Annotated in this window: 19 protein-coding genes and 1 pseudogene; 15 read left to right on the top strand and 5 right to left on the bottom strand. The window is 68.9% G+C overall.

Features of this window, described 5'->3' with window-relative positions; genetic code table 11:
* Positions 1 to 24: 24 nt before the first annotated feature.
* Positions 25 to 1488, bottom strand: coding sequence for a type VII secretion integral membrane protein EccD (gene eccD / locus P2Q00_RS31950; RefSeq protein ID WP_275776823.1), 1464 nt, complete (start codon positions 1486 to 1488; stop codon positions 25 to 27).
* 269 nt (positions 1489 to 1757) lie between these two features.
* Between eccD and eccCa the strand changes: the two genes are divergently transcribed.
* From eccCa to P2Q00_RS31935, 3 genes are all read left to right on the top strand, one after another.
* Complete coding sequence (eccCa, locus tag P2Q00_RS31945) at positions 1758 to 5702, top strand: type VII secretion protein EccCa (protein ID WP_275776822.1); 3945 nt, start codon at positions 1758 to 1760, stop codon at positions 5700 to 5702.
* 134 nt (positions 5703 to 5836) lie between these two features.
* Positions 5837 to 6223: a hypothetical protein gene (locus P2Q00_RS31940; protein ID WP_275776821.1), complete on the top strand. Its 387-nt coding sequence runs from the start codon at positions 5837 to 5839 to the stop codon at positions 6221 to 6223.
* Between the two features lie 77 nt (positions 6224 to 6300).
* Complete coding sequence (locus tag P2Q00_RS31935) at positions 6301 to 6597, top strand: DUF397 domain-containing protein (RefSeq protein ID WP_275776819.1); 297 nt, start codon at positions 6301 to 6303, stop codon at positions 6595 to 6597.
* A gap of 64 nt (positions 6598 to 6661) precedes the next feature.
* Here P2Q00_RS31935 and P2Q00_RS31930 read toward each other — a convergent pair whose 3' ends face one another.
* Positions 6662 to 7096 (bottom strand): hypothetical protein, encoded by a 435-nt coding sequence (locus tag P2Q00_RS31930; RefSeq protein WP_275776817.1) that lies wholly within the window; start codon positions 7094 to 7096, stop codon positions 6662 to 6664.
* A gap of 425 nt (positions 7097 to 7521) precedes the next feature.
* Here P2Q00_RS31930 and P2Q00_RS31925 point away from each other — a divergent pair, with 425 nt between their 5' ends.
* The 7 genes from P2Q00_RS31925 (at position 7522) to P2Q00_RS31895 (ending at position 19108) form a co-directional block, all read left to right on the top strand.
* Positions 7522 to 7869, top strand: coding sequence for an LppU/SCO3897 family protein (locus P2Q00_RS31925; RefSeq protein ID WP_275776815.1), 348 nt, complete (start codon positions 7522 to 7524; stop codon positions 7867 to 7869).
* 196 nt (positions 7870 to 8065) lie between these two features.
* Positions 8066 to 13384 (top strand): toxin glutamine deamidase domain-containing protein, encoded by a 5319-nt coding sequence (locus P2Q00_RS31920; protein ID WP_275776814.1) that lies wholly within the window; start codon positions 8066 to 8068, stop codon positions 13382 to 13384.
* Positions 13385 to 13408: 24 nt separating this feature from the next.
* On the top strand, positions 13409 to 14419 hold the full coding sequence (locus tag P2Q00_RS31915) for a hypothetical protein (RefSeq protein WP_275776813.1): 1011 nt from the start codon (positions 13409 to 13411) through the stop codon (positions 14417 to 14419).
* Between the two features lie 23 nt (positions 14420 to 14442).
* Positions 14443 to 16386 carry an ATP-binding protein gene (locus tag P2Q00_RS31910; protein ID WP_275776812.1) on the top strand — a complete coding sequence of 648 codons (1944 nt, stop codon included), beginning with the start codon at positions 14443 to 14445 and terminating at the stop codon, positions 16384 to 16386.
* 87 nt (positions 16387 to 16473) lie between these two features.
* Positions 16474 to 17802 carry an SUKH-4 family immunity protein gene (locus P2Q00_RS31905; RefSeq protein ID WP_275776811.1) on the top strand — a complete coding sequence of 443 codons (1329 nt, stop codon included), beginning with the start codon at positions 16474 to 16476 and terminating at the stop codon, positions 17800 to 17802.
* Positions 17803 to 17878: 76 nt separating this feature from the next.
* The gene (locus P2Q00_RS31900) at positions 17879 to 18181 is read left to right on the top strand and encodes an SUKH-4 family immunity protein (RefSeq protein WP_275776809.1); all 303 of its coding nucleotides are present in this window, start codon (positions 17879 to 17881) and stop codon (positions 18179 to 18181) included.
* 165 nt (positions 18182 to 18346) lie between these two features.
* Positions 18347 to 19108: a hypothetical protein gene (locus P2Q00_RS31895; RefSeq protein WP_275776808.1), complete on the top strand. Its 762-nt coding sequence runs from the start codon at positions 18347 to 18349 to the stop codon at positions 19106 to 19108.
* Between the two features lie 411 nt (positions 19109 to 19519).
* Here the strand turns inward: P2Q00_RS31895 and P2Q00_RS31890 are convergent, their stop codons facing one another.
* The 3 genes from P2Q00_RS31890 to P2Q00_RS31880 form a co-directional block, all read right to left on the bottom strand.
* Positions 19520 to 19912, bottom strand: a complete 393-nt coding sequence (locus P2Q00_RS31890) for a hypothetical protein (RefSeq protein WP_275776807.1) — start codon at positions 19910 to 19912, stop codon at positions 19520 to 19522.
* 98 nt (positions 19913 to 20010) lie between these two features.
* The gene (locus tag P2Q00_RS31885) at positions 20011 to 21168 is read right to left on the bottom strand and encodes a WXG100-like domain-containing protein (RefSeq protein ID WP_275776805.1); all 1158 of its coding nucleotides are present in this window, start codon (positions 21166 to 21168) and stop codon (positions 20011 to 20013) included.
* 72 nt (positions 21169 to 21240) lie between these two features.
* Positions 21241 to 21576 (bottom strand): WXG100 family type VII secretion target, encoded by a 336-nt coding sequence (locus tag P2Q00_RS31880; RefSeq protein WP_275776803.1) that lies wholly within the window; start codon positions 21574 to 21576, stop codon positions 21241 to 21243.
* 127 nt (positions 21577 to 21703) lie between these two features.
* Here P2Q00_RS31880 and P2Q00_RS31875 point away from each other — a divergent pair, with 127 nt between their 5' ends.
* The 5 genes and pseudogenes from P2Q00_RS31875 (at position 21704) to P2Q00_RS31855 (ending at position 25765) form a co-directional block, all read left to right on the top strand.
* A complete protein-coding gene (locus P2Q00_RS31875) occupies positions 21704 to 22282 on the top strand; it encodes a hypothetical protein (protein ID WP_275776802.1) in 579 nt (192 codons plus the stop codon).
* Between the two features lie 97 nt (positions 22283 to 22379).
* A complete protein-coding gene (locus P2Q00_RS31870; RefSeq protein ID WP_275776800.1) occupies positions 22380 to 22967 on the top strand; it encodes a hypothetical protein in 588 nt (195 codons plus the stop codon).
* Positions 22968 to 23195: 228 nt separating this feature from the next.
* A pseudogene (locus P2Q00_RS31865) lies at positions 23196 to 23424 on the top strand (IS5/IS1182 family transposase); the annotation flags it as partial.
* Positions 23425 to 23568: 144 nt separating this feature from the next.
* Positions 23569 to 24054, top strand: coding sequence for a WXG100 family type VII secretion target (locus P2Q00_RS31860; RefSeq protein ID WP_275776799.1), 486 nt, complete (start codon positions 23569 to 23571; stop codon positions 24052 to 24054).
* A gap of 112 nt (positions 24055 to 24166) precedes the next feature.
* Positions 24167 to 25765 (top strand): peptidoglycan-binding protein, encoded by a 1599-nt coding sequence (locus tag P2Q00_RS31855; protein ID WP_275776797.1) that lies wholly within the window; start codon positions 24167 to 24169, stop codon positions 25763 to 25765.
* Positions 25766 to 25774 lie beyond the last annotated feature (9 nt).

Here is a 25774-nt window from a genome sequence, read left to right as displayed (position 1 = left end):
GTTCGTGGTTTCGGCGGGTCGGGCTCAGTTCCCGATGCCGCCGCGGACCTTGCCGTAGACGTCGAGAACTGCCAGGCAGACCGGGACCAGGGACAGCAGCACCAGCGAGTCCGCGAGGTCGAGCATGCGGCCCCAGAACGGGGAGAGCCCCTTCTGCGGCACGATCAGGGCGATCGCGATCAGCAGCAGCACACCGGCCGCGACCGAGGCGCCGAGCCACAGGGTCCGTACGTTGACCGGGCCGTGGTTGTTCTGGAGCAGCTGGATGATGATGTCGGCCGGCGGCGAGATCGCAAGGCCGAGGACCAGCAGGCCGAGCGTGATGACACCGGCCACGAACAGGCAGGTGACCTGGGCGGTGTAGCGGAACAGGCGGGCCCGCAGCATCGCGGCGAGGCCGGTGCACAGGGCCAGCAGCTGGGCCCAGCCGCTGTCGCTGAAGCCGAGCACCGCGCCGCCCGCGCCGACGATGACGGCGGCGCAGCCGCCGACCAGGCCGAGCAGCAGTTCATGGCCGCGGCTGGTCTGGGCGACGATGCGCTGGACATCGACGGCGTCGAGGTCGCCCTCGCGGCCCTCGCGACGGGCCCTGGCCAGGTCCTCGGGGTTGCGGAAGCCGATCGGCAGCTTGGCGAACCGGGACGACCAGCCGGGCAGGAAGCCCACGACCGCCAGGGCGACGACCGAGGTGCCGGCGGCGATCTGACGCGGTGCCGCGTCGGTGAGCACACCGCAGAACACGGCGAGCGTGCCGATCCCGGAGGCCAGCGCGGCGGCCACGAACGGGGCGTCTCCCTGCGGCAGCAGCATGATCAGTACGACGGAGAGCAGCAGTACGGCGACGCAGCCGACGAGGAACTGGAGCCTTCCGGGGCCGTCGTGCGCGCCCTGTGCGATGACGCCGGAGCCCGCGATGAGCGCGTGCGGCAGCGCCGAGATGCCGAGCGCGACGGCGGAGCCCCGGTCGTCGTACACCCGGGCCCGTACGCCGGCGAGTGCCGTCAGGCCGAGTGCAGTCACGCCCGCGAGGATGCCCTGGAGGCCGTGCATGTCGTGCCGGATCGGGTCCGCGAACCAGAAGACGAAGCCGAGCATGACGAGCAGCAGCGAACCGGCGACGAGACCGGCCACCCGCATCAGGTTGTCGTTCCAGCTGCGGGTGTCCTGCTTGACCGCGGCGGCGATGGCGTCCACGACGTCGTCGTGGACGGCCGGCGGCAGGGAGTCGGCGAAGGTCCGCAGCAGCAGCACCTCACCGTCCCTGACACGGTGCTCCAGCAACGAACGGCTCGCGTCGAGCACCTGACCCTCGCGGGTCACCAGGTGATAACCGGCGAGACTGGTGTCCGACTGGACCAGGCCCGAGAGCCTGATGATCTCAGGAAAGAGGTCCTGGATCGGCAGGTCCTCCGGCAGCGCGACATCGACGCGGCTGTCCGGCGCTGCGATGGTGATTCGGCAGAAACCTGTCGAAGTCCCCGTGCTCACCTGGTGTTCCCCCTGCTAGACAAGGCTGCTTCATGCAGTTCGTACAACGCGAAGCGCCACCCTATCCCCAGCAGTGCGGGGGGTTGGGCCTGCCTCCCTCATTTCTCCTCGTACCCCCTCGGCATCTCCATGCTCCTGGCTCTCCGGCGGTCCTGGGGCATCAGTAGGATCGTCGCCTACGCGAAAGACGCCTACGCGAACGGGAACACGTCGCGGTACACGGGGGCGTCGATGCCAGGACGTTTCAATCACGAAGGATGAGTGCATCGGTGAGCGTCGTCATCATCAAACGGCCACCGCGGATAGTGCCCCCGGTGGTGCCGGACGGCGAGGTCAGACTGGAGACGCCCCCCGAGATCCCTCGTGAGGGCGACGAGAGCATGCTGATGAACCTGCTGCCCATGATGGGCATGCTGGGTTCGGTCGGCTTCTTCTTCATGCCCAACCTGCCCCCTTATATGAGGGTGGTCGGCGGGTTGATGCTCGCCTCGACCCTGGCCATGGCCATCGCGCAGTTCGCCAAGTCCCGGCAGGGCGGCGGCGCGGGGATGGCGCAGGACCGGCGTGACTACTTCCGCTACCTCGAGCAGGTCCGCAAGGACGTGCACAAGACCGCTGAACTGCAGCGGCAGAGCCAGCTCTTCCAGCACCCCGACCCGGAGCAGCTGTGGGCGGTGGCGGCCGACGGCAAGCGGCTGTGGGAGCGGCGCCCGACCGACGCGGACTTCGCCTCCGTGCGGATCGGCCGCGGCATCCAGCAGCTGAACACACCGCTCGTCGCCCCGGACACGGCCCCCAAGGAGGAGCTGGAGCCGCTGACCGCGGCGGCCATGAAGGCCTTCCTCGACGCACACGGCAGTCTGTCCGACCTGCCCGTGTCCATCTCGCTGCGCGCCTTCTACCACGTGACGATCTGCGGAGACAGGGACACGGTCTACGGCAACGCCCGTGCCACCATTTCCCAGTTGGCGACGCTGCACTCGCCGGAAGACCTGACGGTCGCCGTGGTGGCACACCCGTCCGCGACGGCGGACTGGGACTGGATCAAGTGGCTGCCGCACAGCCAGCACTCGAAGGCGAAGGACGGAGCGGGCTCGTCCCGGCTCCTCTTCGACGACCTCGGAGAGCTGGAGGAGGCGCTGGCGAGCCAGCTGGACGACCGGCCCCGCTGGAACCGGGATGCGAACCCCGTGTACGACCAGCCGCATCTGATCGTGGTCCTCGACGGCGGCACCGTGCCGCCGGACTCCGAACTCGCCAGTTCCGAGGGGCTCCAGGGCGTCACTTTCCTGGAGATCGCCCCGGGCGAGCTGGAGGAGGACCTGCGCGCCGGTCTGACGGCGTATGTGAAGCCGGACCGGATGCAGCTGTTCGTCGGCCACGAGTCGGCGTACACCGGCAAGGCCGATGTGCTGAACCCGGAGCAGGCCGAGTCCCTGGCCCGGCAGCTGGCGCCCTTCCGGGTCGGCACCGCGGAGGAGGGCGAACCCCTTCTGTCCAACCTGGACTTCACCGACCTGATGGGCATCGGCGACGCGGGCACCGTCGAGGTCTCCCGCACCTGGCGGCCGCGCACGCTGCACGAGCGGCTGCGGGTGCCGATCGGTGTCGGCGAGAACGGCGAGCCGGTCATGCTGGACCTCAAGGAGGCCTCGCAGGAGGGCATGGGCCCGCACGGCCTGTGCGTCGGCGCGACCGGCTCCGGAAAGTCCGAGGTGCTGCGTACGCTGGTGCTCGGTCTCGCGGTCACGCACTCCTCGGAGACGCTGAACTTCATCCTCGCGGACTTCAAGGGCGGTGCGACCTTCGCGGGCATGGCGGACATGCCGCACACCGCGGCCGTGATCACCAACCTCGCGGACGACCTCACCCTCGTCGACCGCATGCGCGACTCGATCATGGGTGAGACGCAGCGCCGCCAGGAGCTGCTGCGCTCGGCCGGCAACTACGCCAACCTGCACGACTACGAGAAGGCCCGGGCCGCCGGCGCCGCCCTCGAACCGATGGCGTCGCTGGTGATCGTGCTCGACGAGTTCTCCGAACTCCTCACCGCCAAGCCCGACTTCATCGACATGTTCATCCAGATCGGCCGTATCGGCCGTTCGCTGGGCGTCCACCTGCTCCTGGCCTCGCAGCGCCTGGAGGAGGGCAAGCTGCGCGGCCTGGACACCTACCTCTCGTACCGGATCGGTCTGCGGACCTTCTCCGCCGCCGAGTCGCGTACGGCGATCGGTGTCCCGGACGCCTACCACCTGCCGTCGATCCCCGGTTCCGGTTATCTGCGCTACGACACCGACACCATGGTCCGCTTCAAGGCGGCCTATGTGTCGGGCCCGTACCACGGCGAAGGCCCCTCCCGGGTGCACCGCTCGACGCAGCTGCGGCCCGCGCTGTTCACGGCGGAGCACGTGGCGCTGCCCCCGCAGCCGGTGATCGAGGAGCCGGAGCCCGACAACCGGGTGGACGACGCGCTCGCCGACACCGTCCTGGACGTCCTCGTCGGCCGGATGATCAACCAGGGACCGCCCGCCCACCAGGTGTGGCTGCCCCCGCTGGAGGAGGCGCCCTCGCTGGAGCAGCTCCTCCCCCAGCTCGCCGTCTCCCCGGAGCGCGGCCTGACCGCGCCCGACTACACGGCGCTCGGCCGGCTCAATGTGCCGGTCGGCCTGGTGGACAAGCCGTTCGAGCAGCGCCGTGACGTGCTGTACCGGGACTTCTCCGGCGGTGCGGGCCACGGTCTGTTCGTCGGCGGTCCGCAGTCCGGCAAGTCGACGCTGCTGCGTTCGCTCATCTCCTCGTTCGCCCTCACCCACACTCCGTCCGAAGTGCAGTTCTACTGCCTGGACTTCGGCGGTGGCGGTCTGATCGCGATGGAGGAGCTCGCGCACGTCGGCGGGGTCGCCAACCGTCTCGACGCCGAGAAGGTGCGCCGTACGGTCAGTGAGGTCGAGGGGATCCTCAACGCGCGCGAGGAGTACTTCCGCGCGAACAACGTCGACTCGATCCAGACCTACCGGCAGCGCCGGGCCGCGGGCCATCTGCCCGATCAGGTCTGGGGTGACGTCTTCCTCGTCATCGACGGCTGGGCCACCTTCAAGACGGACTACGAACTGCTCGAGTCCACCGTCACGGAGATCGCGACGCGCGGCCTCGGCTTTGGTGTGCACGTGGTCCTGACCGCGAGCCGCTACACCGAAGTGCGGCCCGCGCTCAAGGACATGCTGCAGAACCGCATCGAGCTGCGCCTCGGTGACCCGACGGAGTCGGAGATCGACCGCAAGGTCGCGCAGAACGTCCCGGCGTCCGTGCCGGGCCGTGGTCTGACCCAGGACAAGCTGCACTTCATGACCGCGCTGCCCCGGGTCGACGGCTCCTCGGGGACGGAGGACCTCTCCGAGGCGACGTCGATCCTCATCCGCGGCATCAACGACAACTGGCAGGGCAACCACGCTCCGGCCGTACGGCTGCTGCCCACGCTGCTGCCGTCGGACCGGCTGCCCAAGGGGTTCGAGCACCCGGAGCGCGGTGTCGCCATCGGCATCGACGAGTCCTCGCTCGCACCGGTCTTCGTCGACTTCGAGACGGACCCGCTCTTCATCATGTTCGGTGAGAGCGAGTCCGGTAAGTCCGCGATGCTGAGGCTGCTCGTCAAGCAGATCACCGAGCGCTACACACCGGACCAGGCGAAGATCGTCATGGGCGACTACCGGCGCGCGCACCTGGAGGGTGTGCCCGACTCGCACCTGTCGCGGTACTGCGCGTCGGCGCCCGCCCTGACGGAGACGCTGGAGGGCCTGGCCGGTTCGATGCACCGGCGTATGCCGGGCCCGGACGTCACGCCCGAGCAGCTGCGCAACCGCAGCTGGTACAACAGCCCGGACGCGTTTGTGATCGTCGACGACTACGACCTGGTGGCGACCGGCGTGAACCCGCTGGCCCCGCTCCTGGAGTATCTGCCCTTCGCCCGTGACGTCGGTCTGCGCATCATCATCGCGCGCTCCTCGGGCGGTGCGAGCCGGTCGCTGTACGAGCCCGTGATGCAGCGGATGCGTGAGCTCGGCGCCCAGGGCCTGGTGCTCTCCGGCGACCGGTCGGAGGGTGCGCTGCTCGGCAACATCACGGCGTCTCAACTGCCGCCCGGGCGTGGGTACTTCCACACGCGGCGACGCGGTGGGCAGCTGATTCAGACGGGGTGGCTGCCGGCTCGGTTCTGAGGGTCGGCCGGCTGCGCCGGACAGGGGGCGGTACCCGCGTGGGTGCCGCCCTTCTGTGTTGTCAGTGGCCACCGCTATGGTGGCGTTGCAGGAGAAAAGACCAGCCACGGGGGGTAGTTGTGCCGTCGGACCACATGGACTCCGATCCAAAAGTCCTCAAGACCGAGGGCTTCAACATGTACTCGGTCGGCCAGGACTTCTCGAAGGCCGTGACCGCACTGCAGAACGGACTGACCGCGCTCGAACAGGGCGACACCCCGCCGTGGGGCGACGACGACATAGCCGAGAAGTTCGGTGTCGCCTACGAGGGTCTGCGCGACGGCATGTACCAGTCGATGGGCAGCCTGGCGGAGCGGCTGGCGGGCATGGGTGTCGCCTTCACCAAGATGGGCGTGGCGCACGAGCAGAACGAGGCCGCGCAGCTCGACATCTGGCAGAAGACCACCGCCGAGTTCGACGGTCAGGTGAAGCTGCCGCCCGGGGTATCACAGACCATGGTCGCCAAGACGCAAAACACCTGATCCGCGGCGGGTGCGCGGTGCCCGCAAGTAGGGTGAGACGCGTACTTCGTTCATATGTCAGGAAGAGGCCCCGCACCATGGCGGAGACTGCAGAGCAGATCAAGGCGCGCAAGGAACGGGAGCGGGACGAGCTGTACGCCCTCGACATCTCCGGCGTCGAGTGGCACAGCGCACCCGGCACCGAGGAGCACGAGGAGCGGGTCGAGATCGCGTACCTGCCCGAGGGCGCCGTCGCCATGAGGTCGTCCCTGGACCCCGACACGGTGCTGCGGTACACGGAGGCGGAGTGGCGGGCGTTTGTGCTGGGGGCGCGGGACGGGGAGTTTGATTTGGAGCCGGCGCCTCATAACGGGGGCGTTGGCTCGGGCGACTAGGCAGTACGGCCCCGCGCCCCTGAAGGGGCGCGGTCCAGCCCGGCGCCACAAGACGGTGCGGCGATCAGTACAGCGAGAATCCGCCGCTGTGGCGGCCCTGGTTCTTCTTGCCGGAATCGGACGACTGGCCCTCGGCCTCCGGCCTCCTCCGCCCGGAAGGGTCGGCGGGCTGGTTCTGGCCGGTCAGCGGCTCGCCGTGCCTGACCTGGTCGCGTTCCTCCTCGGAGAGCGACTCCCACTGGCCGCGCAGCGACGCCATGCCGCCGCCCAGGGCGCGGGCCACGGCGGGGTCGTCCATGGCGTCCCGCAGGGGCAGTCGGCCGGAGAGCAGCTTCTTCGCCGCGTCCTGGAGGTCCTTGCCGACGCCGTCGTTCTCGGACAGCTTGCGCAGGGCGGAGTTCAGCGAACGTATCTGCTCCGGTTCGAGCGCCTCGTCCAGCACGCCTCGCTCGGGCGATGTGCCGGACGGGGTCGCTGAGTTCTCGGGTCGGCTGGTCATGTCGTTCCGCTTCTCTCGCCGGCGTCGTCTCGGACATCCTCTGATGCCCTCGGACATCCTCTGACACCCTCGGGCACTCGAAGTATCTCCCGTCACGCGCGGATGGCATGCCCGCGGCCACCTCCGCTGACGGCGAGTCCATGGGAGCGGGCATGGTTGGGAGTCGGCTGACCTCGGCGTATAGCCTGCGCAGGTCAACTTCTTGTCAACTACGGGGTCCTTCAGGCATGTCGACGCCTCCGCCGCAGTATCAGAACCAACCGCCGTACGGGCAGCCGCAGCAGCCGTATGGTCAGCCCCAGCAGCCGTTCGGATACCCGCAACAGCCGCAGGCTCCGTACGGATATCCGCAGCAGCCGCACCAACCGCAGCCTCAGCCGCCGCGCGGCCCTCAGCGCCCGCGGCCGGGAGGCCCGTTGCGGGTCGTGAAGTCCGCTGCCGTCGTGATCGTGGTCTTCGGCGCGCTGGCCTGGTACGTCTGGGACTACAACACCAGCCCGACCGGCGGGAAGGCGAAGGCGGAGGCCTCTGCGTCCGCGCAGGCGTCGGAGGACGCGACGCACGACCCGAACATCGGCGACTGCGTCAAGGTCAAGGATCCCCAGGGCGATCCGCTGCCGACGATCGTCGACTGCAACTCCCCCCAGGCCGAGTACAAGACGGCCGACAAGCTGCTCGGCGACGACTCGCACTGCGACTCGAAGTACGCCTACGGGATCCAGGTCCACCAGAGCCATCAGCTCGACTACACGCTCTGCTTCACCAAGGTGTGACCATCAGGTCCTCTGCAGGTCCTGACGGTCGGGACCTGCAGAGGACCTGCAACGGATTTGTGACAGCAACCCTCTGAAGTTGCCCACGAGTGATTCCGTAAGCTTTGCGAACGGCTGTACTCCTGTGTGACTTCCCTTTACCGATGAGGGAGTTGTACGGCCGTGTCGTCTGACGGGGGTGCTTTCTGCTGTGTCCATGATGCTGCCGAACGAGCTCGAATGGGTTCTCGAGATGCTCGGCTACAACTGGCCGACGGCAGACGAGGACAAGCTGAAGGAGTGCGCCACCCTCTGGCGGAAGTTCGGCGACGATGTCACCGGGCTGCACACCAAGGCGACCACCAGCGCCCGCCAGGTGGTGGCCCACAACGCCGGTGAGTCGATCGACGCGTTCACCAAGGTGTACGCCAAGTTCGACGGCGGGGGCGGCGACGGCTACCTCGCCAACGCCGCCCAGGCCGCGTACATCATCGCGACCGTGCTGGAGGCGTGCGCCTACCTCGTCGAGTTCGCGAAATGGGCGGTCATCGCCCAACTCATCGCCCTCGCAATCGAGATCGCCGCGGCCCAGGCTGCAGCGCCGTTCACCTTCGGCCTGTCCGAGGTCGGTGCGCTGGGCGCAACGCAGGCCGCCCGGCTGATCGTGCGCCGGCTCCTCAAGGAGCTCAAGGACGCCTTGATCGACGCGATCGTCGAGGCGATGAAGGAACCCGCGATCTCGATGATCGAGGCGATCATCACCGACCTGATCCGTCAGACGGTGAACGTCGGCTTCGGCGCCCAGGAGGGCTACGACCTCGCCACAACCGTCAAGCAGGGCGCCAACGCCGGCTGGGACGCCATCAAGCAGACCCCGCAGACTCTTGCCGAAGGCGTGCGGGACGGTCTGGGCGAGAAGGCGGGGCATCGGGCCCACCATGCGATCGACAGCCGGATCGACGGGCATGGGTCGTCGGGGAGTGACGGCGGGCATGGTGACGGGGACGGGGACGAGGGTTCCAACTCGTCCGACGGTCCTGACAGTTCCGACGCCTCCCACGCTTCCGACGGCGATGGGGATTCGGACTCGTCTTCCGGCTCCGACTCCTCTTCGTCCGCCTCTGATTCCGGTTCGGGTTCGGGTTCCGACTCCAACTCGCATTCCAGTGGCTCGGACTCGTCGGGGGCGGACTCGTCGACGTCGACTCGTTCGACCGGCGATGTGGGCTCGAACATAGGTGGCGGGATATCCGCCGACACCGGCGGCAACACCATCGGTGGGCCGGATGTGGGTGCCGGGCCGGGCTCCGACTCGGGATCGGACTCCGGATCCGGGCCCGGGCCGGGCTCCGACTCGGGTTCCGGGTCCGACTCCGGGACCGCAGGGCCCGCGCTCTCCCACTCGGGCCCGACCCTGTCCGACTTCGACGACCCGTCGCCCAGTGGGGCGTCGTCCGGTGACTCGGGCGCCGGAGGTTCAACCGACGGACCGAGTTCCTCCGGCCCGTCCCACTCCGGGGGCGGCTCCTCCGTGTCCGGCCTGTCGTCGCCGTCGGTGCACGCCGTGTCGGCCTCCGCGTCGTCCGGGGGTACGTCGGCGTCGACGGGCGGGCACGGCTCGATCGGCACGTCGATCGACAGCTTGGCCGCCGGCTCGCCCACGCACACCAACGCGGCGCCCACTCCTACGCCTTCGGCGAGCGATCCGTCGTCGGTGGGTGCCGGTGGCGGCCGTGCGGATGGTGGGTCGGGGGGCATACCGACGTCGCCTGTGGCGCCTTCTGTGGGGGGCGGTGTGGGTGGTTCGCATCAGGGCGGGGGTACGTCGTCGTCCGGCAGCGGAAGCGGGTCCGGGTCGAGCCCGAGCAGTCCCACGCCCAACTCCGGTGCGGCAAGGAGCAGTTCAGCCGGCACTGCTGGTACGGCCTCGCCCACGGGGTCGGGTCCTGCATCCACACCGAGTCCCACGCCGTCGACGGCGCCTCGGAGCGCTCCGGCGTCCACGCCTGCGCCTACGCCCACGGCTTCGGCGGACGGTCGGGCGGCCGGTACGGCGGGTGTCGGACTCTCGGGCGCGGGGAACGGGCGCCCGTCCGGTACGGCGAGTGTCGGAGTCTCGGGTGCCGGGGACGGGCGTGTGTCCGGTACGGCGAGTGTCGGCGACGGTCGCACGTCCGGTACCGCGGACGGCCGTACTCCTGGCACGCCGGACGGGCGGATACCGGGCCAGCGCACGCCCGGGAGTACGACGCCGGGCGACGGTACGAGGCCGGGCGACGGTACGAGGCCGGGCGACGGTACGAGGCCGGGCGACGGCACCACGTCCCGCAACAACCCCGCTGACGGTACGGCGCCCCGCGAGACGCCCGGTACGAGGCCGGGGGACGGCACCACGCCTCGTAGCAACACCCCGGGCGACGGCACGACTCCGCGCAACACGACGCCCGGCGACCGCACCCCGCCCCGCAGCACCACGGACCCGACCGGCAGCGCTCGTACCCACATCCCGGGTCAGAACCCGAGCACGGGCACCTCGAATCAGAACTCGTCACCGTCGTCGTCACCCAGGACGCCGTCGACGTCCTCCAGCACCTCCACGACGACGCCCTCCACCTCGACGAGCACAGGTTCCGGATCCAGTGCCAACTCCAACTCCGGATCCGGCACCGGCACCGGCTCCGACCGCACCTCGACGTCGGACAACGGCACCTCGAACCCCTCGGCGTCGAGCAGCCGTTCCCCCAACTCCTCGACCGCGAACCAGCCAGGTCCCGCCGCGCAGGGCACACCCGGCAGCACCGGTACGACGCCTCCCGGCAGGCCACCGCAGGAGCCCTCGGGCAGCACGGCCAACACCCCCAACGGTCCGCAGCAGCCGGCCTCGCAGTCCAACGCGCCGACGCAGAACACCCCGCCCGGCAACTCGCAGCAACAACAGCACCAGCAGGTGACGCCGGTCCCGGTCCACACGGTCATCCGCACTCCGGGTGCCTCGGCGTCGCCGTCGCACGCGGCGGGCTCTGCCTCTCCGCATGCTCCGGGCTCGCCGCAGGCCACCCCCGGCAACTCCAACCAACCGCACCACCCGCAGCAGGACAGCCTCCAGGACATCCGTTCCGACCTGGACCACTACCCGGGCGGCCTGACCGACCCGGACGCCGCCGACCAGCAGGCACTGGACGACGCCGTCCCGCGGAACGAGGACGGCACCCCGCAGCGTCACCCCGACCCGTTCGAAGGCAACTGGTCCCAGCTCCAGAACGACGGCGGCGTCAACGTCCCGGGCCGAAGCAACAACTGCGCCGACTGCTCCCGTTCGTTCCTGGAGACCTGGTACGGCAACCCGCAGGTCTCGGCGCCGCGCACCCTCGACACCGATGCGAACGGCAAGCCCGACCTCTGGTCCCCCGAGGACAACGCCAACGACAACCAGATCCGCTGGACGGGCGCCGCCCACACGTACGCCGGGCCCGGCGGCGACCCCAACACGGCCAACAACATCGCCGACACCCTCCAGCAGGCCGGCCCCGGCTCGGCGGCCATCGTCCAGGTCGACTGGCCCGGCGGAGGCGGCCACGCCTTCAACGTCGTCAACCACAACGGCAACATCGTCTGGGTCGACACCCAGAGCGGGCAGGTCAGCAGCCAGCCCCTGCACATCGACCAGGCGGCGCACGTCTGGCACATCCCGCTGGACGCCGACCGGAACCCGATCGACACCAGCCAGCCGCATGCCGAGGGATCGGAGAGCAAGAACGGCGAGTCGGACAGCCAGAACGGCGGGGAGTCCCAGTCGGAGAACTCCGAGAGCAACGGGCAACCCGAGGGCAGCCAGAATCCGCAGAACGACCTTTCGGGCGACACTCCGAAGCAGGGCGACGGCAGCGACACGGCGGTCAATCCCCCGAACCCGACGGACTCGTCGCCCACCCCGACGAGCGACGAACACCGGGACGAGAACGTCCGGCCCCAGAGCGAGAGCAGCTCTCCGTCCGAGCCGGACAGCACACCTGATCCGCATCAACGGCCGCAGCAGTCGGCCGAGCATCCCTCGGAGCAGCACCGCCCGGCCGGAGAAACGCAGCGCACCCCGGACAAGCAGTCACGCCCGGACGAGGCAACGCACCCCGACGAGCAGGCCCGCACCCCCGACAAGGAGTCCGAGCAGCCGACCGCGAGGACGGAGACCCCCGCCGGGCCCGAATCTCCAGGTGCGAGCAAGGACAACACGGAGGACCACGCCGACAGCCCCTACTCCGATCCTCACGACCGAGGTGACAGTGACACCTCGGACGAGAGCCACCGTGTCACTGAGGACGGCCCGGACAGCGACACGTCGCGCACGCATGCGGACCCTGAAATCAAGAACTCCAGGGAATACGGCATCGAGCCCGACGCACTGCAGAACGAGCTGCGTCAGCACCGAAACGTCCACAGGGTCGAGTTGGACCGGGTACACGACAGCCTCAGCCGGTGGGCGGATTCGGGCGAACTCACGAACGTACTGCGGGCGACCTCCGGAGACAGCCCGCATCCCAACCCCGACGGCCCACGAAGCTTCACCAGGGCTCAGCTCAGCCAGCAACTGGACGGGTTCGATCGGCTTTCGCGGGGAGAGCAGCAGGCGGCCGTGGCTTCACTTGCCCGGCTCAGCCTCGCCTTCCACCAGCAGCACAGCGTGGGCGCCAACCCGGAGCGGATAAACCACCCCTACCGAGGCGAGAACGAGGGCGATCCGGCACCGAAAACTCCGGACCGGGGCGCCAAGATTTCCAAGGAGTCACTCGGCGTACGACTACACCGAATGGCAATGAACCAGCTCTTCAAGAAGGCCGCCTTCAAGAAGCTTCCGTCCGATGAGGCAGCAAAAGTCAGACGGAACGGGCCGGACTTCAGCGGCAAGAACTTCGCTGTGCTGGAAGTGCAGGGGCCGCCCCCGGACCATGAAGTCACCTATGTCGTGGACTCGTCCGTTCCCGCCAACCAGAAACTGCCGGGCGTTCAACCACGCCATTCGGAGAAGCATCTGCTGCAGTGGCTCCAGCGGATGGACCCCGAGGCCACGAAGTACACGCCATTGGGGCTGTACACCGAACGTGAGCCCTGTGGACAGGGCGAGGGTCACATGAAGTGCTCCAAAGTCCTCTTGGACGACCGCTTCCATGGCGTTCCCATCCATTACAGCACCACCTACCGAGACGACCCCGTGGGCGTCGCCATCCGCCAGAAGATGCTCGACGAGAGGGAGGAAACGCTGGAGAAACTGGCAGACATGCCGGACGACAAGATCAAGGAGCACATGACAGAGCAGTGGAGCGAGCGCTACAAGGACGATGATGAACGCCTCGCGAAGGCACTGAAGAGACTCGAAGGAACCTCCGGCAAGAAACTCGTCGATGAAATAACCAAAGAGCTGAATGCCCAGCGCAAAGAGACCAGAACCCTTGAGGAGAAAGCCATTACCGCTGAGTTTGATCGACACATCGATGCGCTCAAGGAAACCTGGGAGACAATCCTGCCCGCCCTGAAGAAGTGACTGGACCAGAACTAGGCTGTGCCCATGCCAGAAACCATTGACGCCCTCGTTCAGGACCTCTCGGCCAGGGACCGCGCCGTCGGCAACGCGGCGAGGGACGCCCTGATCGCACTGGGGCCCGAGGGCATCGACCAGCTCCTGCCGTACACCGTCGACCGACGGCCGAGGAGCCCCAAGCGTTACGTCCAGCCCATCATCGAGCGCCTGGGCGACCAGGCGCTCCCGCGCCTCCGGGAGATCCGGCGTGCGGGCCCCGGTCGGCTGCGCAACAGTGCCCTTGAGATCCTGGTCAACCTGGGTGGCGCGGACGCGCTCGACGAAGTCGACCGGCGTGCCGTGGAACGCCTCGTGCGCATCAAGATTCTGAACGAACTCCGGGTGGACACTCCCTCGGAGGCCGGTCGTTGGCTGGCCTTCCCCGACGACCGGCTGGAGGACGCCGTAGCCGCTCTCGGTCTGCACGACGTCCGGCCGGCCACCAGCATCATGGGTGTAGAGGCTGCCACCCGGGCGACCGACTCCCTGGACTTCCAGGACGCCCACGGCAAGACGCAGAGGGCCTACCGGGTCTTCATCACCCCGGGGATCGAGAACTGGCGGGCAGACGGGCCGATCAAGAACTGGCGCATGCTGTGGGGCAATTCGTTCCTCGACGAGCTGGACGGCTTCCGGTTGGCCAAGGAACTCAGCGAGGCATGCGGCGAGGCTCACTTCTACGTGCTCGACCCCTACAACTCCTCCGACAGCTGGTACGTCGCCCGTGACGGTCACACGGTGCGCAGTTTCGGTACGTACGCCTACCCGCAGTTCGAAGGGGACCCACTGCCCTTCGAGGTCTCGTACATGGAGGACCCCATCGACGAGGAAGAGGCCGAGACGTATGCCGAAGGTGTTCCCAGCGCCGACACGGCCGCCGACAACCTCTCGGTGCATACCGGCCCCCATCGCGCGAAATACATCCACGGCCACGGCTGGCTCGCCACCACCCACCCCGACGTACCCAACACCCGCTTCAAGGGCGCTCTCCCCATCTGAAGCCCGGAGCAGGACGGAAATCCATGACCGAGTCGACCGACGGCCACACCCCGCACCCGCACATAGGCGGCCGCACCAACGCCCTGCGCGCGCTGGCCGCCTGGCGCGCGGCAGGCCCGGGGGCGCCCCGTGTGCTGGCCGTGACGGGTGATTCCGGCAGTGGCCGCTCACGGCTGCTCACCGGGTTCCTGATGCTCTGCGATCCTCAGGCGCGGGGGCGGCTCGATCTCGGTCGGCTGGACCCGTCGACCGTTCCGCCCGCACTGCCCGCGCCGGCCGCGGCGAACGCACGCGGACTGACCGCACAGCAGTTCCTGTGGGCCCTCGCTGATCACTACGAGCTGGCGACGGACCTCAGTGAGGACGTATACGCGCAGCTGGCGGACGTCGGCGAACCCGTGTCACTCGTGGTTCTGGACACGGACCAGGCGGGCCCGGTCCGGCACACGGACGAACCCTCCGTGCTGGTACGCGAGGTGCTCAAGCCGCTCGCCGCCCTCGACGAAGTCCGTCTCGTGGCCGAGCTGCCGCGGCATCTCGTCGCCGAACTGGCCGAGGGTCTGCCGGCGGGCGCGGTGCAGATCATCGACCTCGACGCGCCGGAGTGGGCTGATCCGGAAGGGCTCGTACGGCACGCGGAGGCGGCGCTGAGTCCTCGGTTCGCCGGCGTGGAGCAGGCGTTCACCGACGACCCGGCCGCCCGGCGCGCCCTGGCCACGGCCATCGGGCGCCGGGCCGGCACCAGCCCGCTGGTCGTGCAGCTCGCCGTCCAGAGCGTGCTCGCCGCTCCCGATGGCTTCGACCCGGCCGACGAGAGCCAGTTGCCGGCCTCCGTCGGCGAGGCACTCGACCTGCACGCCCGGCGGCTCGGTACCGACCCGCTGACCCTGCGGCTGATACTGGCCCCGCTCGCCCTGGCCGAGGCCGACGGCCTGCCGGTCCAGCTGTGGCCGCGGCTGGCGAGCGCGGTCGCCGGGCAGGACATGAGCCAGGTCATCGCGGACGGTGTGCCGCTGGCCGGGCCGTTCGTCCGGCCCGTGGAGGAGAAGACCGGCGGAGACGGCGCCGAGGGCGGCAGGCGCACGCTGCTCCGGCTGATGCATCCCGCCCTCGGCGACGAGATCCGAGCCGGCCTGCCGAACGTCCGCGCCGCCCAGACCCGGATCGCGATGGCGCTGCTGGAGGCCGTGCCGGACCAGGACTGGAGCAGGGCCGATCCCTACGTCCGCGACCACATCGCCGGTCACACCCTGGAAGCGGGGCTGCTCCCGCAACTCCTCACCGACCCGGGGCTGTTCGTCCACGCCGACCCGGTGACGCTGCGAGCGGCCGTCGAAGTCGTCCCGGTGGAGGAGCTGGGGGCTCCGGCCCGTACCTATCTACGTGCCGCGCCCCTGCTGACCCGCAACGAGCTCTCCGAGCTGTGGCGTGCCGCGCTGCTGGAGACGGCGTTCGTCGAGGACGGGCTGCCCGAGTACGCCGACGCCCTGCACCGGCTCGGCCTCGAACTGCCCTGGCAGACCCTGTGGAGCCTGCCCGTCGCCGGCGTCAGTGATGTGACGGTCGGCAGCCTGCCCCGGGCCGAGGGGCCGGCGACCCGCGTGGCGGCGCTCGTCGTACCACCGGCCACTCCCGGCGCGCGCCCGATGGACACGGAAGGCGAGGGGAGCGGGTCCGCGGTGCTCGTGCGCGGCCTCGTACCGCCGGACGACCCCGGCGACACGGACCTCGGGCAGATCCTGCGACCGTCTCAGGAGGAGCGTGCCGCGTCCCCGCTGGGGCTGAGCCGTGGCGCGGACTACCTTCGCGTGTGGGACCGGGCGAGCGAGGAGGTCGTGGCCGCGCTGGTCTCCGACGTCCCGTTCACCTCCGCCGACATGTCCCCCGACGGCATCCTTGTCGTCGCTACCGAGCGCGGGGCGAAGGCTCTGCGCATCCGCCCGGTGACCCCGGCGATAACCTCGTAACCGCATGCCAGACGTCTTTCCCACGCCCTCATGCCTTCCTCATCAGCTCGGCATCAGCTCGACCGACCACCTCGAAGGAGCCTCCCAGTGACCAGCCAGGAGCAGGCGCTCGCCGTCGCTGACCGTTGGCTCAACCCTGAAGGGTCGGCACGGCCGCAGCGCGAGGTGCGGATGCAGGAGTTCGACCTGGGCTGGGTGGTGTGGGCCGCGTCCGCGGAAGCCGAGCGCGACCCGGTGACCGGGGAGCGCCGGCCGGCCGCCGGGACGGGCGACGGGTGCGGGGTCGTGGACCGCCGTACCGGCGAGCTGACGCTCTGGCCGTCGGTGCCGGTCGACGAGGTCGTACAGCTGTACCGGCAGAAGCACGGTGGCGCGGTACAGGGTGGGCACGCGTCCGAGGGTGCCCCTCCGGTCACCGGCCCCGGCAACACCGCGGTCTTCACCTACGTCGACCCGGCGAGCGGCGAGGAGACCACCCTCTTCCGCAACTCCGGTCCGGGCCTGCCTCCGGCCGAGCACCAGGCGTGGGCCGAGCTGCGGCGGATGAACGTGCCCGTGGACAATGTCGTCGCCATCCACACCGATCTGCGGGCCGCCCTGCTCCCCGGGGGTTACACCGCCGAACTTCTCAATTCCTTCCCGAACGCCGAGGTCTCCTGCTCACAGGCCTACGGAGCCCGCCCCGAGGAGCGCGCGGAGGGTGTCGCGGCGCTGATCGGACAGGTCGAGATGTTGCACCGGATGGCGGGTCAGGAGCTGCCGCCCCGCCCGCACCGTGTCCCGGCGCCTGCTCAGGTGACGCCCGCGGAGCCGATGAGGGACGTGGCCCTCGGCCGCCACCTCGTGGAGGCCTTCGGCGAGAACGGCGTACGCCGCTACGACGCCGACGACATCGCGGACAGCCCGCTGCCCGAGACCACCAAGTCGACGCTCACCTGGGCGGGGCTCCCCGCCGACCTTCCCCTCTTCTTCACCGCGGACCGGCCCGACGGCCCTCCGCGCGGCGGTCTGTTCACCGACGTCGCCACGAATCTGCGCGAGCGCCGCAGCCCGGCCGGCGAGGAGCAGATCGGCGCCCTGACGCATCTGTCCCGGATCGGCTTCGACGGGGTCTCGGTCATCGCGGTGCAGTGTCTGCCCGGTACGACGGAACCGGACGGCCTCGGCGCCCTCTGGGCCGTGGACCCAGTCACCGCCGAGTGCCGCTACGTCAACGTCTCGACCGCGGCCTTCGCCCGCTCGCTGGCGCTGCTCGCGACGGTACGGCAGCGGATGCAGGGGCTGGATCCGGTTGCCTCCGGCGCGGCAGTGGCTGCACTGCAGGAGCAGTTGGTGGCGATCGACGCGTCCACGCTGGCCAACGCCGAGACCTGGTGGTCGCTGATCGTCGAGCAGATGTGGCACGGGTTGTTCTGAGCGGCGCTCTGCACATCCCCCTCGACGGCAACCGACAGCAACCGACAGCAACCGACAGAGATGAGGACAGGACCCCGTGACCTCGGCCACCCCACCCCCGCCGACCACCCCCGAGCAAGCCCTCGACATCGTCCGCGACCGTTACGCAGAGCCCAAGCTGCCGGACGGCACCCCCGCCGAACTGCGCGTCGAGGAGTTCGACATCGGGTACCTGGTCTACGCGGTGTTTCCACCGGTCACGGACGCGGCCGGGCGACCCCAGCCCGCTCCGCCCGGCGGCAGCAAGATCGTGGTCTCCAAGGAGACCGGCGAGACGGTCACCGTCCCCAACTACCCGACCGAGGCGGCCATCGCGCTGTACCGCAGGCAGCGTCAGTAATCGCTGGCTCCACGCAGGCATCACCGAACTGTGCGTGGACGGCTTCTGGCCGTATTGCCCCTCGACGTCCTTCACGTGGCCCGCTCCAGCTCCGCCGTACCCCTCCTGATCTCACTGATAATTTGCTGCTCTTGCCAGTTACCTCCATTGACTCCACGGGGAATCATGAGCCAGCCGCCGTTCCAGCCGCCACCGCAGCCTGCGCAGCCACCACAACCACCGCAGAACCCCGCGAACCCATACGCGCAGCCCGCACCGCCGCCCCAGCAGCCACCGGGGTTCGGGCCGCCGTCCGCGCCTCAGCAGCCCCCGATGCAGGCCGGGCCCGTACCCGTTCCCGGCCAGCCCCCGATGATGTACGGCGGACCGCAGCCCGTGCCGGGGCAGCCGCCGATGCAGCCGGCGTACCCGATGCAGCCCGCACCGCCGTTCCAGGCACCCCCCTTCGGGCAGCAACCGAACCCGACCGGTAATCCGGTCGGCGCGGTCTTCCTCGGGTTCCTCGTCTCCTTCGTCGTCGCACTGCTCTACACAGGCGTCATCGCGGCCACGTACAAGGACCAGACGTACACCACTGACAACGTCCTCTACTTCGCCCACGCGGTCCTCAACGGAGCGGTCGTCGGCGCGCTGGTCGGCAAGGTCGGGCGCGACAGCAACGGTGGCCGGATCGGCGGGGCCGTCGTCGCCGCGCTCGGCGCCTTCTTCGGCTACGCCAACGCCCTCCCGGTCATCATCGTCAAGGAACAGTCGTTCATGTCCCTGAAGACCCTGCTGGAGGCCGAGCCCTTTTTCCCCGCCAAGGCCTGGTGGAACGACGAAGCCCACGGCGGAGTCGACTGGCTCAACCTCCTCGGCCTCGTCGTCGCCGCGGCCGCCGCATGGGGCATCGCCTACCTCATCGGCAAGAATCGCCGCCAGGTCTGACTCGTCACCAGGTGCCGGTCCCGGTCGGCAGCCCGGGCGCCGGCCTGTGTTCCCCATGCCTCGACGGAACGCACACAGCGCAGAGTTGTCGCCGAGACTCGCCAACGCCACGGCGGCACAGGTGCCCCAAAACGCCCAGCGGGTACGACCACTGCGGGCGAGCACGGCACCCAAACTGCTGATGGCCACCCGTCGCCGTAGTGGCAAGCACTTGGCACTCGCCTTTGTGTGTTCTCTGGGGAGCATTGCGGTGCTGGCAGCACTCCGTAGCGTGGCGTGAACTGTGCCCGTGCCCACCGCCGGAATGACGGTCAGGCGCTGACCGCCTTGCGGCAACGTACAAGACGGAGTCACGCCGTCTTGTTCGGGGTGGCACCCACCGGAGCCCAGACGGCACCGCGCGGGCATCCCTCAGCGCCGAGCCGACCGCCCGCCGCCCCCGCCGGAACCGTGCACCGGTGCGTCCCGCTCCGCACGCTCGCGGTCCAGGTCCGCCTGCTGCCGCGCGTCCCACTCCCCGAACTGCCCCTTGGACTGCTGGCGTTCCGCGTACGTCTGGTCCTCGGCCGCCCGGCGCATCTCGTGGAGCCGCTGGTAGACGGCCTCGGTGTAACGCGGGTCCTGGAAGGCGTCCTTGACGTCGACGTCCCCGCTCAGCACCGAACGCGCCATGTCACGCAGCGCCGGGTCGAGCGAGGTCGCACCCGCGATGGTGCGCAGGGAGCGGCGCAGCCGCAGGGCCTGTTCGGGGTCCTGGGCGATCCCCATGAGTTCCTCGTCCTGGATCTCCCGGTCCGCGGTCATGGGTGCGGTACGTCCTTCCTGTTACAGCGGTTACGGCGGTTACGGCTTGTTGGAAGTGGAGGTCGACGAAAAGCGGCGGAGGTGAGGTGGGCTGGGGGTTACCCGAATTCGTTACGAGCCCAGTCCTGCGCGTTCCCGCCGCCGTGCGAGGAACCGGAGCGCGAGGCGGAGGCGGCGGCTGCCGGCCTGTTGGAGTGGGACGCCTGCGTGGTGGTGCTGTTCGAGGAACCGGCGGCGGAGTCGGAGGTGTTGGACTCGGCCGCCCCGTCGGACGACTCCCCGGTGCTGCCACCGTGTCCGGACAGCGCGTCGACACCGTGCTGTACGCGATCCCCGACCGCCCCGGTGACCTTCTCCGTCGCCTGGTCCACGGCGTTGTCCACGTGCCCCTGCACGTCCGCGTAGCCGGCGAGGGTCGATCCCTCGCCGCCCTTGACCTCGTTCTTGAGGCCGTCCAGGTAGTCGCTGCCCGCCTTCTTGGCGACGTCCGTCGTCTCTGAGAGGTCGATGCCGGACCGCTCGTCGAAGTGGGCCTCGATGCTCTGCTGGGCGATGTTCTGCGCCATTCCGACGGCGGCTTCCTTGGCCTTCTCCTTGGCCGCGTCCACCACCTTCTCCTGGACGAACTGCTTCGCCTCTTCCTTGATCTTGTCCTTGGCGAACTGCTTGACCTTCTCCTTGGTGATCTTCTCGAGCTGCTCCTTGGCGATCTTCTTGAGGGCGTCCATGGTGGCGTGCTCCATGGCCTTGGTGATCGCCTGCATGACCTCCGTCTTGAGCTTGTTGAGCAGCTCCCGGACGATCACCCGCGTGGCCTGGGTCGCGCCCAGCGCACCGACCTCGGAGAGTCCGAAGGTGAAGGGGGCAGACGCCTGCGCCGCGATGATCTCCACGGCCAGGGCGATGAGTTGGGCGATCACGGACAGCTTCGCCGTGAGGACCGCGATCGCGGCCGCGTCGAAGGCGAAGGCGATCACTTCGCACGCGGTCTTCGCATCCGGGATGTAGCTGTCCTGGCCGTTCGCGCCTGTATAGGCGCCCCACTCCTTGCTGAACTTGTCGACGGCCGTACCGGCGTTGCTCGCGACGACGGTGCGCGCGAAGCCCTCGCCGTCCGTCTGGATCTTGTCGAGATCCTTGCCGAAGCTCCGCCAGGCCTCGGCGACCTGGTGCAGTGCGTCTTCGTCGGCCTCGGGCCAGGAGTAGCCGAGGAGGTCGAGCACCCAGACAAGTTCGCTGGGCAGTGTGAGCGCCATGCCAATAGCCCCGTTATCCCCGTTATGTGCTTGGAGTTCGTCATGCGCTTGGAGTTCGCCAAGCGCGGCGTTTCAGAGTTTGCCGACTTCGCTGATGATCCCGTTCAACTGGCCACTGTTCGACGCGTCCGAGTCATCGTAATTGCGGGCCATGTCCTCGAGGTTGTGACCGATCCGTGAGAGCCGTTCCGCAAGGCTGTCCATCGACGTGAAGATTCCGTCACGAATTGGCGTGTAGACCTGACCGAAGATCTCCCCGAAGTCCGCGTCCTCCCACGGCTCACCCAGCCCGTCGAGATCATCCTGAAGCTTCTTGGAGGCTTTCGAGAAATCACCCCCGAGCTCGGCGAAGTTCTCTCCTTGTTTCTTCAGTACCGACGTGTCGACGTCAAAGGTGCCGAACTCCACTGCTCCCCCGGACTCTTTGCTGCAGTTCATATTGGACGACAGGCCGATACCTTAGACTCCTCGCACACGGCTCCACCAGCCGGTTGGTCAAGAGATCGTCAAGTTTCCCAGGGGGGCGTCAACAGTGGTGTCAACACAGCCGAGTTACCGCAGTACAGGGGCCCTGTGGCTGGGAAGGCTCCTCGGCCTGGGACTGATCCTTCTGGCCGCCGTCGTCGCCGTGGTGACGGTTCCGGAGCTCCGTAGCGAACTCGCCGGCGAGGGCACGGACGGAACCCTCACTGTTTCTTCATGCGAAGCGCACACGAAGACTCGCTACGGCACGCACAGGCGAACAACCGAACTCAAGTTCAGCTGCACTGGTACCTGGACGGCACAGAGCGGTGGAGCCACGTACAAAGACGTGACGGTGGAAACGTCCTCACGTTTGGAGAACGGCGCGAAAATCGGTGTCGTACAAGCGGATGACACCTTCGAGCTCCCGGAAGACCGTGCCCCAGGAAAGGACATCGCGATTCTCGCGTTCTGCCTCTCCTTGCTGACATTCGGCATCTTCTGCCTCCTGACGGGCTTCGGCACCCGAAACGGCCCGGGCCTCGCGGCCTCCTGGCAGCGGCTGCCGGCCCAGAGGGTGGCGGGCCCCGCGCTGGGTGGCCTGTTCGTCATCGGCGCACTTACAGCACTCGTCTGCGCACTCGTCGTATGACGCCGTAAGCCGCACGCCGCACGCCGTAATTCCCCATCTGATGTCCGGCTTCTGATCCGAATCCGATGTCCGGCTTCTGAGTTCTGAGGAACCCTCAATGACCCAAGTACGCGGGAACGCCGCGCCGAACGCCGCCGCCCAGGGCGACCGAACGAACCTCGGCCGCCTCATCGGCGCCGGCCTGATCCTCGTGGGCGTCGTCCTCCTGGGCCTGGGCGCCTACCTCGGCCCCGTCCGCTACGCGACGTCCACGCCGGGCAAGCTCACCGTCGAGACCTGCACGGTCGACTACAAGTACCGCAGCTCGTCGAGCAGTTCGAGTTCGCGGAAGAAGACCAAGACCAGGTGGTGCTACGGCACCTTCACCTCCGACGACGGCAAGGTCAAGGACCTCAACGCCGAGCTCCGCAGCGATGCCTTGTACCAGCGCGGCCACCTCATCGAGGCCCGCAGGACCAGCGACATCTCCTACATGCAGGACCACGGCTGGGTCCACGCCATCGCCCTCGGCTGCGCATGGTGGTTCGGCGCCCTGATCGCCCTGGCCATCGGCATCTTCGCCGCCGTCACCGGCTTCCCGTACGGGCAGTCGGAGAGCCAAGGCCTGTTCCGCACCTGCTTGGTGACGGTCGCGGTGGGCGTGCTCGGCCTCGTGGTCAGCCTGCTGGTGGTGTTCTTCTCGTGACCTCCTGACGGAGGGCCCAGCGCGATGCCGGCTGTGTTCCTGGAGCGCCCCCATACGTCCGAACGTTCACAACCGAGTGGAAGTCCACCGCGCCCAACCCCGCGGACGACGGGGAGATGACGGCCCGGGGTGCGCGAACGCCGCGATTTTCGGGCGGCGGATCTCCATGCGGTGGTGGGCAGGGGTGCGGTTGTAGTACTCCAGGGCAGCGCTCCGATCGCCGGCGCGGCCTGCCCGGCCACCACGATCCGCAACCGTCGCGACGAGTGGATCAGGCTCGGTGTCTTCGCCGAACTCAGGCAGATCGTGCTGGAGTCCTACGACCGCATCGTTCGCCTCGTCCTGGAACAGATCGCCGTCCATTGGCTCCGTCACCAAAGCCCGCGGCGGCGGCGATGCCGCCGGGCGTTCACCGGTCGATCGCGGCAAGCAGGGCCCGAAACGCTCGGGTACGACGCCGAGGCGGAAGCCCGGTCCGTTCGGCCCGGACAGCGGCACGTGAGGCCACGTGCTCATGACACAAGATCAGGTATCATCCCTGGCCAGAAGGCCTGGACTGCCACGGGGGTGTTCAGCCGTTCAGACCAGGGGGGCGGGCAGCATGTCCGGTGCGGGCTCGGGCTCGGACGGCTACAGGATCGACGCGAGCGGCATGGACGGCGAGGCCGGAAAGCTCGACCGGGCAGGCACCGACGTCGGCGCCATACGCAAGGCTGTGGAAGACCACATGTGTTACACACCGGACGCTCTCGGCGGCTCGGACTCCGGCCCCGCGTACGACAACTTCGCCGCCGCCTGGCAGGCCGAGGCGAAGACGCTGGAAGCCGCGCTGCACGAACTCGCGGACAAGGTCGGCACCTCCCAGCGGAACTACGAGAGCGCCGACCACGACACCATCCTCGCCCTGCACTCCGCGGGCGCGGACGGCGGCCTGACGACCATGCCCGCACCTGCCGCTGCCTCTGCCCACTCGGGGACGACCACGGCCCTTACCCCGGGCGCGCGCCCCGCAGCCCTCGGCGAGCCGCCCATCGGCACCCAGCCCGCCCCGGGCGGGCCTCCGCCGAGCCTCGCCGACTTCGACTGACGGACCGGCGCACGCACGCCACGCAGATCGACACACCGGCGACCGCGCGCACCCGACCGAGGGTGTGCGCTTCCACCTGACACCTGAGCAAGAACAGCGGGGCTCTCACCACATGGCCGACGCAGGCGAATCCACGACCGACCGCAAGGAAAAGATCGACCGTTTCACGGGAGACCTCGCGTCGGCCGACAGCAAGAACGAGGTCCTGGAGGCCATCGGCAACCTCCTCGGTGTCTCCGCGCCGGTCGGTTCCCCGAGCACCCTGGACGCCATCGCCCAGCGCTACAAGAGCCAGGCCGACAATGCCGCGGACGTACAGGACCGGGTCGAGAAGGTAGCCGCGTCAGGGCTTCCGTCGGTGTGGGTGGGCAGCACCGGCGCCAAGGCGGCCGAGGTGGTGGCGGCGGCCGGCCGTTCCGCCGAGCAGATGGCCGAGGCGTTCCGTAAGGCGTCCAAGGCCCTCTACGACCTCTGTGACGCGCTCACCTCGGCCCAGTCCAAGGACGGCGACGGCCGCGAGCAGCTGCAGAAGGCCCGCACGATGCTCGGCGGCGACGACGGCTTCTTCGACGACATGGTCGAGACGGACGACGAGGAAGCCGACCGCAAGCGGGCCCAGGACATCGCGGGAACGGGAGCCAACCTGCTCTACGCCGCCGCGCAGGAGGCGGACGACGCGGCGCGGGCGGCGGCGCGGGAGCTGAACAAGTACGCGGCCGAGGCCCGTGCCGGGCACATGCACACCGACAACATCTCCGCCGCCGACCGCCTCGTCCTCGCCGACGTCGGCGTGTTCGGGGGCCCGCAGGAGCAGAACGAACTCCTGACCGCCGACGACCTCGAACGGTCCGGCCGTTTCATGGAGAAGATGAACGCGCAGGACGAGGCCCGCTTCGAGCGGATGCTCGCGGACGCCAAGACGCCGCAGGAGCGGGCGTATCTGGTCAAGGCGCTGGCTGCGGGCTATGACGTGGACGAGGTCGGCCAGTTCCGCGACAAGATCCACGGCAAGGACCCGTACTGGCTTCAGCAGCATCTCACCCCGATCGTCACGGCCGGCGACAGCAAGGTGGACGAGGGGCTCAATCCGGACGGGTCGAACCGCAACACCGACTACCAGTGGTTCGGCGACGAGAAGTGGTCCCAGGAGGGCAACACCTGTGTGCCGTCGAGCACCGTGACCGCTCGCGCCATGGTCGATCCCCTCTACGCCCTGGAGTTGACCGGCGGACCGTCCGGGCAGGAGAACGACCCCGACGCCTTCCGCCACCGTCTCCACGACGAACAGCTGCGCCTGCACGAGGAAGGCGACGGCGACTACCTGCACTGGTGGTCCGACGTTCCGGACGGAATGGACAGCGACGGGCAGAACGAGATCGCCAACGACGAGATCAGCCCGCACACCGGCAGCAAGTACGAGTACCAGCAGATTCGCGGTGCGGACGAGCGCCGTGACGTGCTGCCGGACATCGAGAAGTCCGTCGCCGAGGGCAAACCCGTCCCCTTCGAAGTGGAGGGGCACGACAAGGACGGCCGGGTCGGACACCAGATGATGGTGATCGGCCAGGAGGGCGACATGCTGCAGATCTACAACCCGTGGGGCCAGACGACCTGGGTCAGCGAGGACGACTTCGTCAACGGCCACATGGACAAGGCCTCCGACTCCCGCATGCCCGACGCGTACGCCGTCCACCTGCCCGCCGACCGATAACCGATAAGT

This window comes from Streptomyces coacervatus (assembly GCF_029223485.1).
GTDB lineage: Bacteria > Actinomycetota > Actinomycetes > Streptomycetales > Streptomycetaceae > Streptomyces > Streptomyces coacervatus.
Note: the sequence above shows the minus strand (reverse complement) of the source record. Positions and strands in the feature narration are given on the sequence as shown.